This window comes from Halomonas sp. YLB-10 (assembly GCF_003856855.1).
In the GTDB taxonomy this organism is placed as follows: domain Bacteria; phylum Pseudomonadota; class Gammaproteobacteria; order Pseudomonadales; family Halomonadaceae; genus Halomonas; species Halomonas litopenaei.
In genome coordinates this window covers 364065-382897 of sequence record NZ_RRCU01000005.1, presented here as the reverse complement: position 1 = coordinate 382897, position 18833 = coordinate 364065, and the positions used below count along the sequence as shown (strand labels likewise).

The 18833-nt window shown below is 65.9% G+C and carries 21 protein-coding genes; 3 read left to right on the top strand and 18 right to left on the bottom strand.

The genetic code is table 11. The features are described from left to right. Positions 1–3 precede the first annotated feature (3 nt). From bcsQ to flgB, 18 genes are all read right to left on the bottom strand, one after another. Entirely contained in the window at positions 4–780 is a 777-nt protein-coding gene (bcsQ, locus tag EBB56_RS13850) for a cellulose biosynthesis protein BcsQ (RefSeq protein ID WP_045994298.1), read from the bottom strand. Continuing rightward, positions 777–1319: a hypothetical protein gene (locus EBB56_RS13845; RefSeq protein WP_045994297.1), complete on the bottom strand. Its 543-nt coding sequence runs from the start codon at positions 1317–1319 to the stop codon at positions 777–779. The genes bcsQ and EBB56_RS13845 overlap by 4 nt, the downstream gene beginning before the upstream one ends. Before the next feature lie 438 nt (positions 1320–1757). After that, positions 1758–2585, bottom strand: coding sequence for a 3'(2'),5'-bisphosphate nucleotidase CysQ (cysQ, locus tag EBB56_RS13840; RefSeq protein ID WP_045994296.1), 828 nt, complete (start codon positions 2583–2585; stop codon positions 1758–1760). Positions 2586–2749: 164 nt separating this feature from the next. Then, entirely contained in the window at positions 2750–4057 is a 1308-nt protein-coding gene (locus EBB56_RS13835) for an arsenic transporter (RefSeq protein WP_124804614.1), read from the bottom strand. Between the two features lie 13 nt (positions 4058–4070). After that, positions 4071–4799 (bottom strand): arsenical resistance protein ArsH, encoded by a 729-nt coding sequence (gene arsH / locus EBB56_RS13830; protein ID WP_124804613.1) that lies wholly within the window; start codon positions 4797–4799, stop codon positions 4071–4073. Further along, positions 4796–5221, bottom strand: a complete 426-nt coding sequence (gene arsC / locus EBB56_RS13825) for an arsenate reductase (glutaredoxin) (RefSeq protein ID WP_124804612.1) — start codon at positions 5219–5221, stop codon at positions 4796–4798. Before arsC ends, arsH begins: the two co-directional genes overlap by 4 nt. Positions 5222–5282: 61 nt before the next feature. Beyond that, a complete protein-coding gene (locus EBB56_RS13820) occupies positions 5283–5645 on the bottom strand; it encodes a helix-turn-helix transcriptional regulator (RefSeq protein WP_045994292.1) in 363 nt (120 codons plus the stop codon). A 196-nt stretch (positions 5646–5841) separates the two neighbouring features. After that, positions 5842–7080, bottom strand: coding sequence for a flagellar hook-associated protein FlgL (flgL, locus tag EBB56_RS13815; RefSeq protein ID WP_124804611.1), 1239 nt, complete (start codon positions 7078–7080; stop codon positions 5842–5844). 12 nt (positions 7081–7092) lie between these two features. Then, the gene (gene flgK / locus EBB56_RS13810; RefSeq protein ID WP_124804610.1) at positions 7093–8736 is read right to left on the bottom strand and encodes a flagellar hook-associated protein FlgK; all 1644 of its coding nucleotides are present in this window, start codon (positions 8734–8736) and stop codon (positions 7093–7095) included. 237 nt (positions 8737–8973) lie between these two features. Next, positions 8974–10074, bottom strand: a complete 1101-nt coding sequence (flgJ, locus tag EBB56_RS13805; RefSeq protein WP_260425370.1) for a flagellar assembly peptidoglycan hydrolase FlgJ — start codon at positions 10072–10074, stop codon at positions 8974–8976. 134 nt (positions 10075–10208) lie between these two features. Continuing rightward, a complete protein-coding gene (locus tag EBB56_RS13800) occupies positions 10209–11300 on the bottom strand; it encodes a flagellar basal body P-ring protein FlgI (protein ID WP_185696447.1) in 1092 nt (363 codons plus the stop codon). A gap of 58 nt (positions 11301–11358) precedes the next feature. Then, positions 11359–12081, bottom strand: coding sequence for a flagellar basal body L-ring protein FlgH (locus EBB56_RS13795; protein WP_124804608.1), 723 nt, complete (start codon positions 12079–12081; stop codon positions 11359–11361). A gap of 96 nt (positions 12082–12177) precedes the next feature. Then, on the bottom strand, positions 12178–12960 hold the full coding sequence (flgG, locus tag EBB56_RS13790; protein ID WP_045992588.1) for a flagellar basal-body rod protein FlgG: 783 nt from the start codon (positions 12958–12960) through the stop codon (positions 12178–12180). Between the two features lie 73 nt (positions 12961–13033). Continuing rightward, the gene (gene flgF / locus EBB56_RS13785; RefSeq protein WP_045992587.1) at positions 13034–13789 is read right to left on the bottom strand and encodes a flagellar basal-body rod protein FlgF; all 756 of its coding nucleotides are present in this window, start codon (positions 13787–13789) and stop codon (positions 13034–13036) included. Positions 13790–13848: 59 nt separating this feature from the next. Continuing rightward, positions 13849–15105: a flagellar hook protein FlgE gene (flgE, locus tag EBB56_RS13780; RefSeq protein ID WP_124804607.1), complete on the bottom strand. Its 1257-nt coding sequence runs from the start codon at positions 15103–15105 to the stop codon at positions 13849–13851. 56 nt (positions 15106–15161) lie between these two features. After that, a complete protein-coding gene (gene flgD, locus EBB56_RS13775) occupies positions 15162–15857 on the bottom strand; it encodes a flagellar hook assembly protein FlgD (RefSeq protein WP_045992585.1) in 696 nt (231 codons plus the stop codon). 4 nt (positions 15858–15861) lie between these two features. After that, positions 15862–16266 carry a flagellar basal body rod protein FlgC gene (gene flgC, locus EBB56_RS13770; protein WP_045992584.1) on the bottom strand — a complete coding sequence of 135 codons (405 nt, stop codon included), beginning with the start codon at positions 16264–16266 and terminating at the stop codon, positions 15862–15864. 39 nt (positions 16267–16305) lie between these two features. Next, positions 16306–16722, bottom strand: coding sequence for a flagellar basal body rod protein FlgB (gene flgB, locus EBB56_RS13765; protein WP_108132049.1), 417 nt, complete (start codon positions 16720–16722; stop codon positions 16306–16308). A gap of 252 nt (positions 16723–16974) precedes the next feature. On the opposite strand from flgB, the gene flgA reads away from it, so the two are divergent. From flgA to flgN, 3 genes are all read left to right on the top strand, one after another. Further along, a complete protein-coding gene (gene flgA, locus EBB56_RS13760; protein ID WP_185696441.1) occupies positions 16975–17748 on the top strand; it encodes a flagellar basal body P-ring formation chaperone FlgA in 774 nt (257 codons plus the stop codon). Between the two features lie 329 nt (positions 17749–18077). After that, positions 18078–18383 (top strand): flagellar biosynthesis anti-sigma factor FlgM, encoded by a 306-nt coding sequence (gene flgM, locus EBB56_RS13755; RefSeq protein WP_124804605.1) that lies wholly within the window; start codon positions 18078–18080, stop codon positions 18381–18383. Continuing rightward, positions 18380–18829: a flagellar protein FlgN gene (flgN, locus tag EBB56_RS13750; protein ID WP_045994752.1), complete on the top strand. Its 450-nt coding sequence runs from the start codon at positions 18380–18382 to the stop codon at positions 18827–18829. Before flgM ends, flgN begins: the two co-directional genes overlap by 4 nt. Positions 18830–18833 lie beyond the last annotated feature (4 nt).

Genomic DNA, 18833 nt, shown 5'->3' with positions numbered 1-18833 from the left:
ATCCTATAGCGCCGGGGCGACCACCCCATGGGACTGGAGTGAGGGGAGCAGACGACTGACGCTGCGGGCCAGGGTGTCGATATCGTGGGCCGCCGCCGAGGCTGGCGCGTAGTCGAAGATCGACTGCTCACAGGCCAGCGCCTCGGGAATCGCCTCGTCACGATGCACGTTTCCGAGCAACGGACTGCCCAGGCGATCCTGCAGGAAGTCGGCCACGTCGCTGGAAAGCCTGCGGCGTCGATCCACCTGATTGATGATGTAGTAGGGCCTGACACCAGGCCCCATGAAGTCGCCGCCTTCGATGCGCGGCAACACCGACAGCGAGGCACTGTCGGCCAGCAGCACCGCCACCTGGATGGCATCAGCAGCGCCCATGGCGGTTAGGCTCGGCGACGGCCCAGGCGGTAGATCCGCCAGCACCACACAGCGTGGCTCGTTCAGCAGAGGCCCCAGACGCTGGGCCACCGCTTCGGGGTGCGCGCTGAGCCAGGACTCGAACGCCAGGCGCTGGGCGTCGCTGACCTCACCATAGGGCAACAGCTCGATACCGCTGGCACTGGGCACCAGCAGGCGTCGCCAGTCATCGATCTCCACGGCCTGGGCGACAAAACCTCGCCCCTCGCCGAATCCCAGCCCGAAGTGCAGTCGCAGAGCGTTCTGCACGTCGAAGTCGATGACCACCACCCGGTGCCCGAGGCGCTTGAGGGCGTGAGCCAGATTGGCGGTCAGCGTTGTCTTGCCGACGCCGCCCTTGGGCGACGACAGGGAAACCAGATTCATTGAGAGATTCGTTTGAGCAGAGGTTTCAGCGGCGTTTCCTTGCCGATAGCGGCCTCGGACGACGCCTTGTCCGAGGCACTGCGAAACAGATGGCCAAAGCGCCCGGCAGGCGGCACACGAGCCTCCCCCGGAGGCGAGGCCTCGCCCACGCTCAAGGCGTTGGTGGCAGGCGCCTGGTGCTCGACCCGCCGCCCAGCGGGAGGTTCGCTGCGCTCAGCGACGGCCGAGGGGGCGGGCCGGGCGGCAGGACCAGAGGCAGGCTCGGGGGCCGGGGCTGCGGGAAGCTTTTCCAGCGTCGCCCAGGCCTTCCCCTTGCGCGCAGGGGCCACCTCGGCTGCCGTTTGCAAGGGCTCTGGGCGAGCACCTGGCTCGGCGCGTGACGGCCTGTCACCAGGATCGACGTCGTGGCCCGAGAGCTGGCCAAGCAGCCCCCAGCGTGGCTGTCCCGACTCCTCATTGGTGCGACCAAACGCCTGGTAGCCTGCGGTATCGGAACCGGTCTTGCGCAGGAAATCCTGGATATCGTCCGAGGCACTCATCTTCCGTCTCCAACGGGCCAAGGCACGCATCTCCCATGCCTGGTCCGTCACGGCACCGGCAAGAGAGAATGCGGGAAAGATGCTTCAACCAAAGAAGCACATGTCGACCAAAGAGGCATATTACTACCACTTTTGTGCCGCTACCGCAGCAAGCGATCTCTCAACGCGCCTTGCGACAATTGCCTGATTCCTCGTCACTTCCCAAGTCCAGCCACGCCAGAGCCAGCCTTCAGGCGGACCAACGGCCGCGCATCCAGCAAGCAAAAACTCAGAAAAATGAGTGAGAAACCTATGGGGCCAGGACAGCCAGGGATAGCGCACCGCCAAGGGCCGCAGCCCTCAGGACACCTGAAACCGCAGAAAGAAAACGCTCGATATGGCAAAAAAAGCCGATCCGAGCCACAGCACGGATCGGCATAAATTTCTAGAATTCAAGCGCTACTGTGCCAGGGCGGCAACCAATGCCTGCTCCCAGCGCGCGTCGCGCTGGCCACACACGACAAAGAACGGATTGAGCAGCGACTCACCACGATTGCAGCGCAGCGGCTCAAGGGTCTCTGCGTCCAGCACCAGTCCACCGGCGGCGGTGACCACCGCCTGGGCGGCGGCGGTGTCCCACTCGCAGGTCGGCGCCAGGCGCGGGTACAGATCGGCCTTGCCCTCCGCCACCAGGCACAGCTTCAGCGAGCTACCCATCGAGGTGCACTCGGTGGCCGGCAAGCGTGCACAGAAAGCCTCGAAGGCCTCGGCACCGTGGCGGCGGCTGCCCACCACCACCCAGGGGGCCTCGGCAGGGTCCGGCAGTTCACGCGCATGGATCGGCTGGCGCGACTCGCCCTCGGATCGCCAGGCGCCATTGTCCTGTTCACCGAACCAGGTCACCCCCAGCACCGGCGCATGGACCACCCCGAGCACCGGGACGCCATGCTCGATCAGCGCCACATTGAGGGTGAATTCACCGTTGCGATTGACGAACTCCTTAGTGCCATCCAGCGGGTCCACCAGCCAATAGCACGACCAGCCGAGACGTGTCTCGGTGGCGATCTCCCCGGATTCCTCGGACAGCACCGGCACCTCCGGCGTCAGTCGTCCCAGCAGCGCCACCAGGGCGTGGTGGGCGGCCAGATCGGCCTCGGTCAATGGGCTATCGTCGTCCTTGTGCTCGACCTCGAAGTCGCGCTGATAGATCTCGAGCACCAGTCGACCGGCCTCTTCCACGCCGGCGACCAGGGCATCCTTGTGTTCACTGCTCAGAGAAACGGGCACGCAAGACTCCTTGATATAAGGCCCGATCGGAGTCGACACGACGGGCCGATACACAGTACCGGGAAGGCCAGGTCTTCCCGGAAATCGATGGTGCCAAGCTTAGCGTGAGTGGCGTATCGAGCGCAGGGCTGCAAGCGGATCGGCACGGGTCCGACGCCGCACCCTCAGGACGATACCAGCGGCAGCCACAACCATAGCGCCAGCAGCGCGGCCAGCAGTACCGGCGGGGTCAGCTTGAGCCCGACCTTCATGTACTGGCCCCAGCTGATGTGGGTGCCCTTTTCCGCCAGCACGTGCAACCACAGCAGGGTGGCCAGGCTACCGATGGGGGTGAACTTGGGCCCCAGGTCGTTGCCGATGACGTTGGCGTAGATCATCAGCTCCCGGGTCAGGTCGCCGACCTGGGCCTGGTCGATGGCGAGTGCCCCCACCAGGGTGGAGGGCATGTTGTTCATGATAGAGGCCAGCAGCGCCGAGGCCACACCGGTACCCAGCGTCGCCACCAGGGTGCCCTGCTGGCCCAGCCAGGTCAGCAGGGCGCTGGCGTCTTCGGTCAGCCAGGCGTTGCCGAGCCCGTAGACCACCAGGTACATGCCTACCGAGAACAGCACGATCTGCCAGGGCGCGCCCTTGAACACCCGCGACAGCGAGATCACCGTGCTGCCCCCGGCCTGGTGCCAGCGGCCGGCCAGGGCGACCAGCACCAGCGCCGCGCTGCCGGTCACCAGCGCCACCGGCACGCCCAGCGGCGCGGTGACGAAGAACGCCACCAGCAGCGTCGCCAGCACCGGGAAGGCGGCGCGGAACACCAGCGGGTCGCGGATGGCGTGGCTTGGCGCCTCTAGGCGTTCGACGTCGTACTGCTCGGGTATATCGCTGCGGAACATCCAGGTCAGCACCAGCAGGGTCGCCCCCAGCGAGACCAGATCCACCGGCACCATCACCATGGCGTAGTGGTTGAACGAAATATCGAAGAAGTTCGCGCTGACGATATTGACCAGGTTGGAGATGATCAGCGGCAGGCTGGTGGAGTCGGCGACGAAGCCGGTGGCGATGATGAAGGCCAGCGACGACTGGGGCGAGAACTTCAGGCGCAGCAGGATCGCCATGACGATGGGGGTCAGCAGCAGCGCAGCCCCGTCATTGGCGAAGAAGGCCGCGATCACCGCCCCCAGCAGCACGATCAGCGGAAACAGGCGGCGTCCGTTGCCACCGCCCCAGCGCGCCACATGCAGCGCCGCCCAGGAGAAGAACCCGGCCTCGTCGAGGATCAAGGAGATCAGGATCAGGGCGACGAAGGTGAAGGTCGCGTCCCACACGATGTCCCACACCACCAGCACATCGGGCAATTGCACCACCCCGACGGCCAGGGCCACCGCAGCGCCCCCCAAGGCGCTGGTACCGATACCTAGGCCCTTTGGCTGCCAGATCACCAGCACCAGGGTCACGACGAAGATGGCGAATGCCAGCATGGAAAACTCCCTGTCAGAGACTGTCCTGATTGACCCGCGAAGACACCTGCTCGGCGCTTTCGACCCGCTCGGAGTAGCGCTGGGTCAGGTAACCGTCACGGCCACGGTTGAGCCAGGTGAACTTCATCAGCTCCTCGCACACGTCGACCACGCGCAGATACAGCGGGGACAAGCGCATCCGGCCCGCCTCGTTGAACTCGTTGAAGGCCTTGGGCACCGACGATTGATTGGGGATGGTCAGCATGCGCATCCAGCGTCCCAGCTGGCGCATCTGGTTCACCGTGTTGAAGCTCTGGCTGCCACCACACACCTGCATCAGCGCCAGGGTCTTGCCCTGGGTCGGGCGAACCCCGCCGAGTGACAGCGGAATCCAGTCGATCTGGGCCTTCATCACCGCCGTCATCGCACCGTGGCGCTCGGGGCTGACCCACAGCATGCCCTCGGCCCAGCTCGCCAGATCGCGCAGCTCGGCGACCTTGGGGTGGTCGGCCTCGGCGCCATCGGGCAGCGGCAGCCCCTGAGGCGAGAAGGTACGCACCTCGGCGCCGAAGGCCGCGAGCAAGCGCCCGGCCTCCTCGGCCAAGAGCCGCGAGTAGGAACGTTCGCGCAGCGAGCCGTACAGCACCAGGATGCGAGGCGCATGGCGTGGCGCGCTGGGCGGGGCCAGCTCGTCCACGGCGATGGGCAGCCACAGCTCCGGGTCGATGTTGGGCAGGTCCTTGAGCAGGGTATCGGGGGTCATGTGCGGTTTGCCTCCAGCGTGACGGTTTCGCCGTCTTCCTTGGTGAAGCTGTCGCCCTCGATGGCCGACAGCGGCGCCTCGACCAGCGCCAGTACCCGCTCGGAGGGACGGCACAGCGCGGCGCCCCTGGCGGTCACCACGATGGGTCGGTTGATCAGGATGGGGTGAGCCATCATGGCGTCGATCAAGGCCTCGTCGTCGAGGCGGTCATCGCCGAGGCCCAGCTCGTCGTAGGGCGTGCCCTTCTGGCGCAGCAGTGCCCTGGGCGTGATGCCCATGGCCTCGATCAGCTCGACCAGGCGCTCACGGCTGGGCGGCGTCTTCAGGTATTCGATGACCTCGGGCGATTCGCCGGAGGCCTCGAGCATGGCCAGCACGTTGCGCGAGGTGCCGCAGGCCGGGTTGTGGTAGATCAGCGTCATGGGGTCTCCGGGAGGCGCTCTTGGCTATCGAGGCTGTCGTCACTATCGAGGTTACCGTGGCTCAGCGGGTCCTGGTGTCGTCACCGGTGGCGGGGCCCAGCAGGTCGGCCAGGGGGTTGCACACCTCCGGCCGGCTGGCGCAGCAGTCGCGCACCAGAAAGTCGAGGGTGGCCACCATGTGCGCCAGGTCCGCCCGATAGACGATGGAGCGGCTTTCCCGGCGCTGGCTGACCAGCCCCGCCCGGCTGAGCACGCCAAGGTGGGCCGACAGGGTGTTGTGGGGCACCTCCAGGCGGCGGGCCAGCTCGCCGGCAGGCAGGCCTTCGGGCTCGTGGCGCACCAGCAGGCGAAAGGCAGCGAGCCGGGTGGGCTGAGACAGCGCAGCGAAGGTGTCGAGGGTCGGTTGCAGATCGTCTTTGTCCATATGTCCGGAATTATGGACATATTGATGTGCGGGTCAAGTACTTCTTGATCCAGGGCATCTCGCTTGCCGTCACCCTGGCCAAGAACGACAAAGCGGCGACGTCCAGCAAGGACGCGCCGCTTTTTGGTTGAGGGGGCTGTCACACGACGACGGTCGAGTCGTGCTACCTGCGCGCTATACCAGCGCTACATCGACCCTACATATAGTTGAACAGCGACAGGTCGCGGATGCCGATAAAGGCCTGCTGGGCGGCCTGCATGCCCACCTGACGCATGCTGTACTCGGAGATTGCCTGGTTGTAGTCCAGATCGACCAGATCCGACATGGTCTGGGCGTAGTTGAGCTCGCGGTTGCCGCTCACCGAGTCGATGACGTCGAGCTCGTTGAGCCGCGCGCCGACCGAGGCCCGCTTGGTCAACACGTTGTCGAGACTGGCGTCCAGCTCGCGCATGGCGCCGTTCAGGGTGTTATGCAGCGTCGCCTGCTTTGCGGGGGTGTCGGCGGGGGCTTCCAGCACCGCCAGCACCTTCTCGAAGGTGGTGAAGACGTTGGTGTTCATGGTGTCGGCGGGGCCGAAGGTCACGCTGTCATCGGTCGCAGGCGCGCCTTCAAGCTCCAGGCGCAGGCCACCCACCTCGACGCTGGTGCCTTCAGGGTCGTAGGGCTGATCTTCCAGGGCTGCACCGGCGCTGACCCAATTGCCGCTATTGTTCTCGACCTCGACCTTGACGCTGTAGGTCGGAGCGTCGTCGGTGCCACCGAACTCCACCTGGTAACGCTTGCCGTAGCCGGCGTCGCTGTTGTCGACCACATCGGGGCCGGCAAAGGTCACACTGCCGCTGTTGTCACCCTGCTCGGCCACGTAACCCGCACCGCTGGGCACGCTGGTGAAGATGTCGGCGCCGGTATCCCCCACCGACATCAGTCGCGAGGCATCCACCTGCTGCTCGCGCACCTTGTCACCGCCCACGTACTCGATGCCGTTACCGCTGTCGGTGAAGGGCTCGGCGCCATCGGCGTAGCCACCGAACAGGTAGCGACCGTTGCCGTCGGTGGCGTTGGCCTGACCGATCAGCGTCTCGTAGACGCCGCGCAGTTCACTGGCGATGGACTGCCGGTCGGCGTCGCTCAGGGTGTCGTTGGAGGCCTGGATCACCAGCGCCTTGGCGCTGGCCAGGGCGTCGCTTGCGCTGTTGAGCACGCTTTCTTCCTGGGACAGGGCGTTGCGCGCGCTGACCCGGGCATCGGTGTACTGCTGGGTCACCGCCTGGGCCTGGCTGACCGCCACCGCCCGGGACGCCGCCTGGGGGTCGTCGGAGGGATTGACCACCCGCTTGCCGCTGGCGAGCTGCTGGCTCAGGTGAAGGAAGTCGGACTGCTGACGGTTGAGCGAGCTGACGCTCTGGTCGTACATGGTGACGGTGCTGATACGCATGCTCTGCTCTCCTTAGCCGCGCAGTCCGAGGATGGTGTCGACCACCGAGGTGGCGGTGTCGATGACCTTGGCGTTGGCCTGGTAGTACTGCTGATAGCGGATCAGGTTGGCCGCTTCCTCATCCAGGTTGACCCCGGACTCGGACAGCTTCACCGCGCTCAACTGCTCGGTCAGCCCCTGCTGGGCCGCCAGATTGACCTGCACCACGTTGGTACGGTTACCCACGTCTCCGACCAGCGAGGCGTAGGCCTGGCTCAGGGTGGCGCTGCCGCCCACGCTCATCTTGTCCTGTAGCCCCTGCAGGGCCAGGGCGTTCTCGTTGTCGCCGCTGGCGCCGGTTTCCCCGGCGGCGGCGATCTTGTCGGGATCGCTGATGGCGGTGTCGAAGCCACCCGCGGCGCGGCGCACCGGCTGCACCTCGAAGCGATCACCGTCGGCCAGGGCGCTGGGGTCATCGATGCCGAGCGTCACGCCGCCAAAGGTCAGGGTGTTCTCGGTGGCGTCGAAGCTCGCGTCCACCGCCTCGCCGGTGTCCTTGCGGGTGACCTCGAAGGTCGGCGGCGAGGCCGAAGCGTCGCTGACCTTGACCTCGTAGTCGGCCGCCTCGAGGTCTTCGATCTTGTCGATGTTGAAGCTCGCGGTGACCGTGGCGCCGCCGCTGTTGGCGTCGTTGGCAAAGACCCGCGGTTTGCCGATGTCGAACATGTCGCCACCGCTCTTGCCATCCAGATCGTAGCCCTCGGCGTGCTGGGTATTGAAGGCGACCGCCATGGACACCGCCAGCTGGCCGATCTGGTTCTGGGTGCGATCCAGGGTCTCGGAACGGAACTGGATCAGCCCACCGAGCGAGCCGCCCTGCAGGCTGTCCTCGTCGAGTCGCTGCAGGCCGCCGCCGGGGTCCTGGTAGCCCACCACCACCCGCTGGGGATCATTGGCCGAGGCCACCGCCTTCAACTGGTAGAACCCGGTGCCGGCCACCAGCGGCTGTCCGCCGGGCAGGCTGACCCGATAGGAAGAACCGTCCTGCACCGTCAGCTCCACCCCGATACGCTCGCTCATCTCGGTGACCAGCTGGTCACGCTGGTTGAGCAGCGCATTGGGGGCCTCGCCGGTCTTGGCCTTGGCCAGGGAAATCTCGCGGTTGAGCGAGGCCAGCTGCTCGCTCTGGTTGTTGATCTGGGTGATCTCGTCGCGGATCTGGCTGTTGATGCCGTCCTGCATATCCTGCAGGTAGCTGTCGAAGGCACGGAACTGGGCGCTCAGGGTGTCCGCCGCGCCTAGCACGCCCTGGCGGGCGGCAGGGTCCGAGGGAGCCGAGGCCAGGTCTTCCAGCGACGAGAAGAAGTTCTGCATCAGCGGCGCCAGCCCCGCGTCCTGATCGGCCAGCAGGCTGTCGATCTGGTTGACCTGGGTCTGGTAGGCGTCCAGCGCCGAGCTTGAGCTCACCGCACCATTGAGCTGGTCGGCCACGTACTGGTTGAACTGACGCTCGATGTCGTTGACCTGGACGCCCTGGGTCCCGCCGCTGCCCTCGCCCAGCACCGTGATCTCGCGGTTGTAGCCCGGTGTATAGACGTTGCTGATGTTGTTGCTGGTGGTGGTCAGGGCGTTCTGGGCGGCATTCAGGCCGCTCAAGCCGATGGAGAACATGCTCATGGTGGAATTCCTTTCGCCGATAGCCTGTTTATCGGCCGAATGGCCGCTGGCTTGAGAGCCTCGGTGTCGCAAAAACCATTAATTTTCCGGGCGACTAGGCGCTGTCCGAAAAGTCGACGAGCGAAGGTTAGACAAGGCAAAAATCGGTGAGAAAGCGCAGTTTACGGGGTGTAAATGAGCATTTTGATCCGATTTTTAACGCCGTATTACCGAGCGCAGGCACTTTTCAGACAAGCCCTAGAAGACCTGGGTGGGGTTGGCGCTTATATCCGCCCTGGCCAGCCAGTCGCTGCCACGCTCACCCGCGGTGGCACCCGCACCCACCTTCTTGGCGGCTTCTGCTGGCGATGCTCCGACATTCGCGGGTCGAGCCTCGCCGGCCGCCACGCGGGTGGCGCCTGCGCCGTCATCGATCGGGCCGAAGGTGTGCATCACCGCGATCAGCTTGGCGGCGTAGGCCGGGTCGGTGGCGTAGCCGCCCCGCTGCAGCGCGTGGGCCGCGGCCTCGGCGTCCGGCGCGGTGGTGACCTCGGCGTAGCGGGCGTTGTTGCTGATCAGCCTGGCGTAGTCGGTGAAGGCTTCCTCGAACGAGCCGTAGACCCGGAAGTCATCGCGAATACGCTGGCGCTGGCCGTCTTCCACCTCATGGGTGGTAATACGGGTGGTGGGGCCGTCCCAACTGCTGCCGGCCTTGATGCCGAACAGGTTGTGACTGTTGTTGCCGTCGGCGGTGGCGATCTCGTGGCGGCCCCAGCCGGTCTCCAGTGCCGCCTGGGCCAGGATCAATTCTGCCGGCACGCCGGAGGCGCGGCTGGCGGCCTGGGCCGGGGCGGCCAGCTTGTCGAGGAAGGCCTGGACGTGGGCCGGGGTGTCGCGGGCCTCGCGCCCGCTGATGCGCTCCTCGGCCTGGGCGGTGGTCATGCCCTGGCTGACGGCGCCCAGCTCGTCGAGGAAGTTGGTCGGCGCCTCGACCTCGCTGTCTGCCGGCGCGTCCGCTCTCAGGGCGTTGGACAGCGGACGCGGCGTGCCACGGGGAATGCCCGCAATCAGTGCCTCGACATCCTTGGCCTGGCTGGCCTCGGGGCCACGTAGCTGGGCCATGAGCTGGTCGGCCAGGCCGATGCCGCGGCTGGCCATGGTCTGGGACCACTGCTGGTCGAGCAGCGTCTGGTAGAACTGGGTCTGCTTCGAGTCGGTCAGGCCAGAAGACGGCACGGCGTCGCGCATGCTCTTCATCATCATGTTGATGAACATCGCCTCGAACTGGCGCGCCGCCTCCGCCGCCGCCGCCGGGTCCTGCTGGCGGGCGCTGGTCTTGAGTCGCGCCAGCCCCTGCATGTCCAAGGCGAAGCCGGCCTGGCCGACGCTGCCGGTGGCCCGGCTGGCGCCGGACAGGGCAGAACCCGAGAGTCCTGTTGTGGGCCCCGAAGCCAGCCCTGTCATGGGCCCAGATGAAAGATCAGAGATAGCCATCAGATGATCTCCAGCTCGGCTCTGAGCGATCCCGCGGCCTTGAGCGCCTCGAGGATCGACATCAGGTCGTTGGGGGTCGCGCCGAGGGCGTTGAGGGCGTCCACCACGTCGAGCAGATTGGCGCCTTCGACCACCTGCAGGGTGCCCTGGCCCTCGTCGATGGTGATATCGGAGTCCGGCACCACCGTGGTCTCGCCGCCACGGCTGAAGGGCGCCGGCTGGCTGACGCCGAAGGCGGTGTCGATGACGATGGACAGGTTGCCGTGGGCCACGGCGGCGCGCTTGAGCGTCACGCTGCCGTTGAGCACGATGGAGCCGGTGCGCGAGTTCAGCACCACCTTGGCCCGGGCCGGCATCGGGGTGACGTCGACGTTCTCGACACGGGCCATGAAGTTGACCCGGGAGTTGGCGTTGGTCGGCCCGTTCAGGGCGATGACCCCGCCGTTTCTGGCCGAGGCCACCGGGTAGTCGAAGGTGTCGTTGATCGCCCGGACCACGCGCTCGGCGGTACCGAAGTCGGCCTGGTTGAGCTGCAGCTCCAGCACGCCGTCACGGCTGCCCAACGCCAGCGGTACCGTCTGCTCGACCATGGCGCCACCGGCGATGCGCCCGGCCGCCTGGTGGCTGATCTGCACGCTGGAGCCGGCGGACTCGGCGCCGGCACCGTTGATCAACAGGTTGCCCTGGGCCAGGGCGTAGACGTCGCCGTCGGCGCCCTTCAATGGCGTCATCAACAGGGTGCCGCCGCGCAGGCTGCGGGCATTACCGATGGAAGACACCACCACGTCGAGGCGCTGGCCGGGCTGGGCGAACGGCGGAAGGTCCGCTGTGACCATCACCGCCGCCACGTTGCGCAACTGCATGTTGGTGCCCGGCGGCACGGTGATGCCGAGCTGGGACAGCATGTTGTTGAGGCTCTGGCCGGTAAACGGCGCCTGCATGGTCTGGTCACCGGAGCCGTCCAGGCCCACCACCAGGCCGTAGCCCACCAACTGGTTGTCGCGCACCCCGGCGAAGCTGGCCAGGTCGCGGACCTTCTCGGCGCGAGCCAGGTGGGAGAAGGCCAACAGCGCGATCAGCAGCACCAGCATCAGGCTGCCGAGGGTCAGGGTGGGGCGACGGGAGACAGGGTTTCTCATCATGCTCGGCCTAGAAGGGGGAAACGTTCAGGAAGAACCGCTGCATCCAGCCCATGTGCTGCGCCTCGTTGATGTAGCCGTTGCCCACGTACTCGATGCGCGCATCGGCCACCGCCGTGGACGGCACGGTGTTCTGGGTGGTGATGAAACGCGGATTGACCACCCCGCCGAAGCGGATGAACTCGGTGCCCTGGTTGATCGCGATCTGCTTCTCGCCGCGCACCCTGAGGTTGCCGTTGTTCATCACCTCGATCACCGAGACGGTAATGGTGCCGGTAAAGGAGTTATTGGCCTCGGAGCCACCGCCGCCCTCGAAATCTGTATCGCCGTCGATCTCGAAGCCGTAGTCCATCAGTTCCTCCAGGCCTTCCGGCACCTGGGAGAAGGTCAGGCTGGAGCCGCCGTCACGGTCGGCGTTGGAGCGGGAGTTCTTGCTGGCGCTGACCTCTTCGTCCAGCACGATGGTCAGGATGTCGCCGACGCTGCGCGGACGACGATCCTCGAACAGCGGCTGGTAGCCCCGGGCCTTCTGGAAGATCGAACCATTGGCCACCGGCAGCGGCCGATCGGGGATCTCGATCTGCTCCTGCTCGCCCACCACCGAGGCGTGGGGAATCTGGGCGCAGCCGGCAAGCGTCAGCAGCACCAGGGCCAGCGTCAGCGTCGCCAGGCGCAGAACAGCATGAGCCCCACCGTGTGGCGCGCCAGATGATGAGGTCGTGTCAGGGTGCATGGCCGTCTCCAGTGCCACCGCAGAATTTATTATCAGAGTCGTGACTAGGCGCTATCCGAAAAGGGTCGATGAGCGCAGGCACTTTTCAGACAAGCCCTAGAGTTGTGCCAGGCGTGCCAGCATCTCATCACTGGTCTGCACCGCCTTGGAGTTGATCTCGTAGGCGCGCTGGGTCTGGATCATGCTGACCATCTCCTCCACCACGTTGACGTTGGAGGTCTCCACATAGCCCTGCAGCAGTCGGCCGGCACCGTTCATGCCCGGCATCAGTTCGTTGCGCGGCCCGGACGAGCTGGTCTCGAGGTACAGGTTGCCGCCGATGGACTGAAGGCCGGTGGCGTTGACGAAGGTGGAAATGGTGATCTGGCCCACCTCGTCGGACTCGCTGGTACCGGGCTGGGTCACCGAGACCACGCCGTCCTCGCCGATGTCCACCGACAGGGCGTTGTCGGGGATGATGATGGCCGGCTCCAGCGGGTAGCCGTTGGCGGTGACCATCTGGCCGTTCTCGTCGAGCTGGAAGCTGCCGTCACGGGTGAAGGCGGTGGTACCGTCGGGCATCAGCACCTGGAAGAAGCCCTTGCCGTTGATCGCCAGATCACGCGAGTTCTCGGTGGCCTCGAGCCCACCCTGGGTGTGCAGGCGCTCGGTGGCCACCGGACGCACGCCGGAACCGATCTGCATGCCCGAGGGCAGGCGGTCCTGGACGTTGTTCTGGGCGCCGGGCTGGCGCATGTTCTGGTACAGAAGGTCCTCGAACACCGCCCGGGACTGTTTGAAGCCGTTGGTCGAGACGTTGGCCAGGTTGTTGGAAATCACGTCCAGCTGGACCTGCTGGGATTCGAGTCCGGTCTTGGCCGTCCACAGCGACTTGATCATCGTTCTTCTCTCCCTCGGTCAGGAGGCTCCCCTGACCGCTCAATAATTCGGCCCTGGCCGTCGGTTGAAGGGGTCAGCCGTTCAACGACAGCAGGCTGTTGGCCTTCTGGGCGTTCTCGTCGGCGGTGCTGATCATCTTGGTCTGCAGCTCGTAGCGCCGCGCCACATCGATCATCGCCACCATGGACTCCACCGGATTGACGTTGCTGCCCTCCAGCGCCCCGCTGACCACCCGTACCTGGTCGGAGGCCGCCAGCGCAGCAGGCTCGCCATTCTCACCGATGGAGCGAAATAGACCGTCGCCGCCACGGGTCAGCTCGCCGGGCTGCGGCTCGACCAGCTTGAGCCGGCCGATCTCGGCCAGGGCGTCGGGGTCCTGGCCCATGCCGATCGCACTGATGGTGCCGTCGGCACCGAGGAACAGCTCGGCCTCCAGCGGCACCTGGATCGGCCCACCCTCGCCGATCACCGGGCGCCCCACCGAGGTCAGCAGGCCGTTGCCATCCACCTGCAGGTCACCGCGTCGGGTGTAGGCCTCGCTGCCGTCATCGCTTTCCACCGCGAAGAAGCCGTCACCGTCGATGGCCACGTCCAGGGTGCGACCGGTGCGGGTGATGGCCCCCGGGGAAAAGTCCGCCCCCGGGGTCGAGGCGGCGGTGGACACCCGGGTGTCGAGACGCGCCTCGCCCTCGACCGGCACCGCGCGCATGGCGTGAAGCTGGGCGCGAAAGCCGGTGGTCGAGGCGTTGGCCAGGTTGTGGCTGACCACCGACTGCTGCTCCATGGTCTGGCGTGCGCCGCTCATGGCGGTGTAGAGCATGCGATCCATCTACGACTCCCCTGAAAGGTGTGAAGGACCGCTGCCCGGGGCAGCGGCCGGCGTGGTCATCAGCGCAGGTTGATGGCGGTCTGCAGCACTTCGTCCTGAGTCTTGATGGTCTGCGAATTGGCCTGGTAGGCGCGCTGGGTGACGATCATGCTGACCAGCTCCTTGGCCATGTCGACGTTGGAGGTCTCGATGGCGCCGGACTGGATGCCGCCCAGCAGGCCGGTACCCGGGGCACCGACCAGCTCCTGGCCGGAGGCGTCGGTGGCGGCCCAGGTGTTGTCACCGGCGGGTGACAGGCCCTCGGGGTTGCGGAAGCTGGCCAGGGCGATCTGGCCGGCCGGGCGGGTCTGCTCGTTGGAGTAGCTGCGCACCACGGTGCCGTCACTGTCGATGCTGATACCGACCAGGGCGCCGGAGGTGTAGCCGTTCTGGTTGAGCGAGGTGGTGCTGGCGTTGTTGCCGAACTGGGTGGAGCCGGAGATATCGAAGTCCAGCGTCATGTCATTGGCAGCGCCATTGAAGTAGTCGGCCGAGGCAAAGGTGACCGGAAACTTGCCATCAGCAGGGGTGACCAGTTGACCATTGGTGTCAAACTCCATGGAGAGGGTCTGCGCTGCGACAGGTGTCGCGGTCTCGTCCATCAACACCTTGCCATCCATCGCCATGGTGCCGGTCCAGGTCTTCGCGCCCGTCTTCTCGTAGTAGACGGTGACATTGCGCGGGTTACCCAGCGAGTCGTAGGCGGTAAAGTTGTTGGAGTAGTGGTAATCGACCGGGACACTGGCGGAGCCGTCGGAGCCCGCCAGGGTGACGCTGTTGAGGTCTTCGCCGACGACCTTGCGTGAATCGAGGTTGAAAGTGGTGGACACCTCGGTGGTGGCGCTGGCCGGCATCTCGTCGGCCTCGATCTGCAGCACCTCGGGCTGGCCGCCCACCTGGACCGCACCGGCGGCGTTGACGCCGTAACCCATGATGCGCGCGCCCTGGGCGTTCTGCAGGTAGCCGTCCGGGGTCATGGTCAACTGGCCGTTGCGGCTGTACACCACCTGGCCGTTCTGTTCCATGCGGAAGAAGCCGTCACCGCTGATGCCCAGATCCAGCGGCCGGTTGGTGGACTCCAGGTTGCCGCCGCTGAAGTCCTGCAGCACGGTGGAGACCTTGGTACCCAGGCCGATCTGGGAGTTGGCGAAGACGTCGGCGAACTGCGCACTACCGCTCTTGTAGCCCACGGTCTGGGAGTTGGCGATATTGTTGCCCAGCACGTCCAGGCTGTCGGCGGCGGCGTTCAGACCACTCAGCGCTTGTGAAAAACCCATGTCACTCTCCTTATACGTTTCCCTGCGTCGATGACCCGACGGTCATCCTGCGTTCGCTACAGAATCTGGCGGATATCGCTCAGCGCCACCTGCCCGTAGACGGCACCCAGATCGAGTTGCACCTGGCCGCTGTCATCCGCCGGGGACACCCCGCCGACCTGGGCGTAGTTGAGCGCGGTCACCGCAAGCTCCTCGCCCTCGACACCGGTGGCCTCGATGCTGACGTGATAGGCACCTTCGGGGGCCGCCACGCCTTCACCTGTCATGCCGTCCCACTGGAACGACTCGGTCCCGGCGGAGGCCGGGCCCAGGTTGTAGCTGTTGATGACCTCGCCGGACTCGTTGGTGATGGTCACCTTGACCTCGGCGGCGGGGCTTTCCAGCTCGACGCCAAAGGGCGTGGAGACCGGCGCGCCTTCATCGTTGTGGGCCATGACGATGCGATCCCCCGGCACCAGCACGCCCTTGCCGATCAGCCCGGTGGCCTGCAGCGCCTGGCCGGCGTTGATCTGGCCGGTGATCGACGACATGGTCTCGTTGAGAGACTCGATGCCCGAAACCGTGTTGATCTGGGCCAACTGCGAGGTCATCTCGCTGTTGTCCATGGGATTGAGCGGATCCTGGTTCTGCAGCTGGGTCACCAGCATGGTCATGAAGTTGTCGCCGAGCTCGTCGGACGCCTGCTTGGAGCTGGCCTGAGCGGTGGCGGCGTTGACCGATTGGTAAACGCTTGCATCGATGGTGTTGGCCATGGGATCAGCCCTCGCCCAGGGTCAGGGTCTTAAGCATCAGCTGCTTGCTGGTGTTCATGACCTCGACGTTGGCTTGATAGGAGCGGGAGGCGGAGATCATGTTGACCATCTCGCCCACCGGGTCGACGTTGGGCATCGCCACGTAGCCGGCGTCATCGGCCAGCGGGTGCTCGGGACGATACTCCTGGCGCAGCGGCGAGGGGTCCTCGACCACCTCGCGCACACCGACACCACCGATGCCGTCACTGGCGGCACGGGACTCGAACACCGCCTGGCGGGCGCGGTAGGCCTCGCCGTCGGGGCCGGCCACGCTGTCGGCGTTGGCCATATTGCTGGCGGTGACGTTCATGCGCTGGGCCTGGGCAGACATCGCCGAGGCGGAGATATCGAAGATCGAAAACATCGACATGGGGCGCTCTCCCTGCTTGGAAACTGAGATGGACCGGGCTTACTGCTCGGGCTGCATGGCCTGCTTGAGGCCCTGGATGCGACTGTTGAGGATCGTCAGCGCGGCCTGGTAACGCACCGAGTTGTCGGTGAAGGCGGCCCGCTCGCGGTCCATGTCCACGGTGTTGCCGTCGAGGCTGGCCTGCTCCGGTACGCGGTACTTGAGCTCGCTGCCGCCAAGCGACATCGCCTGGCCATGACCCGACAGGTGGTGGCTGGACGTCCGCGCCAGGGCCAGACCAGGCTGATTCGCCCCCTTGGTCGCGGCTTCCAGGGCCTGGGAAAAGTCCATGTCGCGTGCCTTGTAGCCGGGGGTATCGGCATTGGCGATATTGCTGGCCAGGACCTTCTGGCGTTCCTGTCTAAGCGACAGGGCCTGCTGGTGAAAAGCGAGCGAGGCCTCGAGCTGATCGATCATCCCGGTGCGCTCCGTAAGCAAGGGAACAAAGAGACAAGGGGTTCGACGATGAAGAATACCCAGGCCCCTGTCTGCACAAAGCCGTGAACAGCCCCCATTACCACGCCCATTTCAGACCATGCGTCGATGCCGGCTTCTCTACACTGGTGTGCCATGGCCCTTGAATGGCCAGGCAAGCGCCCTTGAATGGCCAGGAAAGTGCCCTTCAAACGGCCCCGGGCGCTAAAGATCGCACCGACCACCGGTATCCCGATGTCTCGATCCTCATCTCTTGTACAAGCCACTGCTTCCCTGTCCTGGGTCATCGCCCGGGCGGCGCTGGTGCTGTGTGTAAGCTCAGGCTTTGCCGCCAGCGTCGCCCAGGCCAGCGGCCAGGCGGTCGATGACGGCGGTGTCGATGCGGGCACCGGCGAAGCGCTGACACGGGTGGAGAGCTTTCTGTTCGAGCAGGCCCTGGCCGACGGCGCCCGTCCGGGCGATCTGGAGATCCAGGTATTCCCGCCGGCGGCGAGCCTGGCCGACTGCCGCCAGCCCGAGCCCTTCCTGCCCCGGGCGGGGAGTCGGCTGGCCGGACGCGTCTCGGTGGGGCTTCGCTGCGAGGGAGAGCGCCATCGCAGCCGCTATCTGCAGGCAGAAATCACCCGGCTGGGCGAGCGACTGGTGGCGGCGCGGGACATCGCCCCCGGCGAGCGCCTGAGCGCGGACATGCTGACCAGCGAGCGCTTCGACGTAAGCCGTCTGCCGTCCCAGGCGCTGACCGATCCACAGGCGGCCATCGGTCAGATCGCACGACGCGGGATTCGCCAGGGTCAGGCGCTGTCGGCCCATCAGCTGACATCACCCAAGCTGGTGCGACGCGGCGAGCAGGTCGCGGTGGAAGCCAGTGGCCGGGGCTTTCGCATCAGCCGCCAGGGCGAGGCGCTGGAGGCCGGCGGCCTCGGCGATGTCGTGCGGGTAAGGGTGGATCGGCGCCAGATCCTCGACGCCCGGGTGGTCGAACACGGCCGGCTGGCGGTAACCTACTAGGACGTTGATGAAAAGTGCCTGCGCTCGGTAATACGGCGTTAAAAACCGGCTGGTGCGCCAGCCCGGTCAACATACTCATTTACTGCTAGTAAACTGCGCTGTCTCTCCGATTTTTGCCTTGTCTAACCTTCGCTCGGCGACTTTTCGTAAAACGCTCAGGACATGTCCACGAAGCGGCTGCGCTCGGCAATACGGTGTTAAAAATTTGGCTGGTGCGCCAGACCTAAAGTTCTTGTTCTTGCGGCCGATGATGTACATAGACGCAGACATTCGGATCAACGGCGACAGCCAGCGCCTGGTCCCATCGCCATTCTCGTGAGGCCTTGCCCGTGAAGATCGATTCGCAACATCCTCTGACCCGCCCCGCCCAAAGCGAGGGGCCGCAGCAGAGCGACAAGCTCCAGCAAAGCGAGACGCAACAAGCCGCTGGCGCCGGTGTCGAAGCCGGTGCCCAGGCCCACCTGAGCCGCCCGGCGGCGGACACCAGCCAGGACATCGACAGCGCCCGGGTCGAACAGATTCGTGACGCCATCCGCGAGGGACGCCTGGAAATCCATCCCGAACGCATCGCCGACGGCCTGATCGACAGCGTCCGCGACATGCTCGGCGATGGCTCAGAGGGCTCGCAGTCGTGAGTCTTGCCCGACTGCTCGACCAGCAGCGTGAGCGACTCGCCGAGCTGCTGGCCCTGCTGGGCGAGGAACAGGAGTGCCTGGTTCAGGGCCAGGTCGACAGCGAGGCGCTGGTGGCGCTCGCCGGCCAGAAGTCCGAGATCCAGCAAAGGCTTGCCGAGACGGAAGCGCGCCGCCATCAGGTGCAGTGCCGACTGGGCTACCCCGATGACCGCGAGGGCACCCTGCAAGCCGCCCGTGACGCCGGCTGCGAAGCCGCCTGGCAGGCCACCATGGCACTCGCCAGGGAAGTCTCCCGCGCCAATCTGCGCTGTGGCGAACTGCTGGCCCTGCGCATGGAGCACAACCAGCGCATGCTCGACCAGATCCACCGCATCGCCAACGCCAGCGTCTACCAGCCCGACGGCCGCACCCGGCTGCAGCCCTCTCGGCTCAACGTCTCGGCCTGATTTC

Coding starts and splice junctions, on each gene's coding strand:
- EBB56_RS13835 (WP_124804614.1), bottom strand. CDS start 4,057: ATGCTGGCATTCGCCATCTTCGTCGTGACCCTGGTGCTGGTGATCTGG.
- flgF (WP_045992587.1), bottom strand. CDS start 13,789: ATGGATCGCATGCTCTACACCGCCATGAGCGGCGCACGCCAGACCATG.
- arsH (WP_124804613.1), bottom strand. CDS start 4,799: ATGACCCCCGATACCCTGCTCAAGGACCTGCCCAACATCGACCCGGAG.
- flgJ (WP_260425370.1), bottom strand. CDS start 10,074: ATGCAGGGGCTGGCGCGACTCAAGACCAGCGCCCGCCAGCAGGACCCG.
- EBB56_RS13820 (WP_045994292.1), bottom strand. CDS start 5,645: ATGGACAAAGACGATCTGCAACCGACCCTCGACACCTTCGCTGCGCTG.
- flgC (WP_045992584.1), bottom strand. CDS start 16,266: ATGTCGATGTTTTCGATCTTCGATATCTCCGCCTCGGCGATGTCTGCC.
- flgB (WP_108132049.1), bottom strand. CDS start 16,722: ATGATCGATCAGCTCGAGGCCTCGCTCGCTTTTCACCAGCAGGCCCTG.
- EBB56_RS13845 (WP_045994297.1), bottom strand. CDS start 1,319: ATGAGTGCCTCGGACGATATCCAGGATTTCCTGCGCAAGACCGGTTCC.
- flgK (WP_124804610.1), bottom strand. CDS start 8,736: ATGAGCATGTTCTCCATCGGCTTGAGCGGCCTGAATGCCGCCCAGAAC.
- EBB56_RS13795 (WP_124804608.1), bottom strand. CDS start 12,081: ATGCACCCTGACACGACCTCATCATCTGGCGCGCCACACGGTGGGGCT.
- flgG (WP_045992588.1), bottom strand. CDS start 12,960: ATGATCAAGTCGCTGTGGACGGCCAAGACCGGACTCGAATCCCAGCAG.
- flgE (WP_124804607.1), bottom strand. CDS start 15,105: ATGGGTTTTTCACAAGCGCTGAGTGGTCTGAACGCCGCCGCCGACAGC.
- arsC (WP_124804612.1), bottom strand. CDS start 5,221: ATGACGCTGATCTACCACAACCCGGCCTGCGGCACCTCGCGCAACGTG.
- flgL (WP_124804611.1), bottom strand. CDS start 7,080: ATGCGTATCAGCACCGTCACCATGTACGACCAGAGCGTCAGCTCGCTC.
- bcsQ (WP_045994298.1), bottom strand. CDS start 780: ATGAATCTGGTTTCCCTGTCGTCGCCCAAGGGCGGCGTCGGCAAGACA.
- EBB56_RS13800 (WP_185696447.1), bottom strand. CDS start 11,300: ATGCTGGTGCTGCTGATCGCGCTGTTGGCCTTCTCCCACCTGGCTCGC.
- flgA (WP_185696441.1), top strand. CDS start 16,975: ATGTCTCGATCCTCATCTCTTGTACAAGCCACTGCTTCCCTGTCCTGG.
- flgD (WP_045992585.1), bottom strand. CDS start 15,857: ATGGCCAACACCATCGATGCAAGCGTTTACCAATCGGTCAACGCCGCC.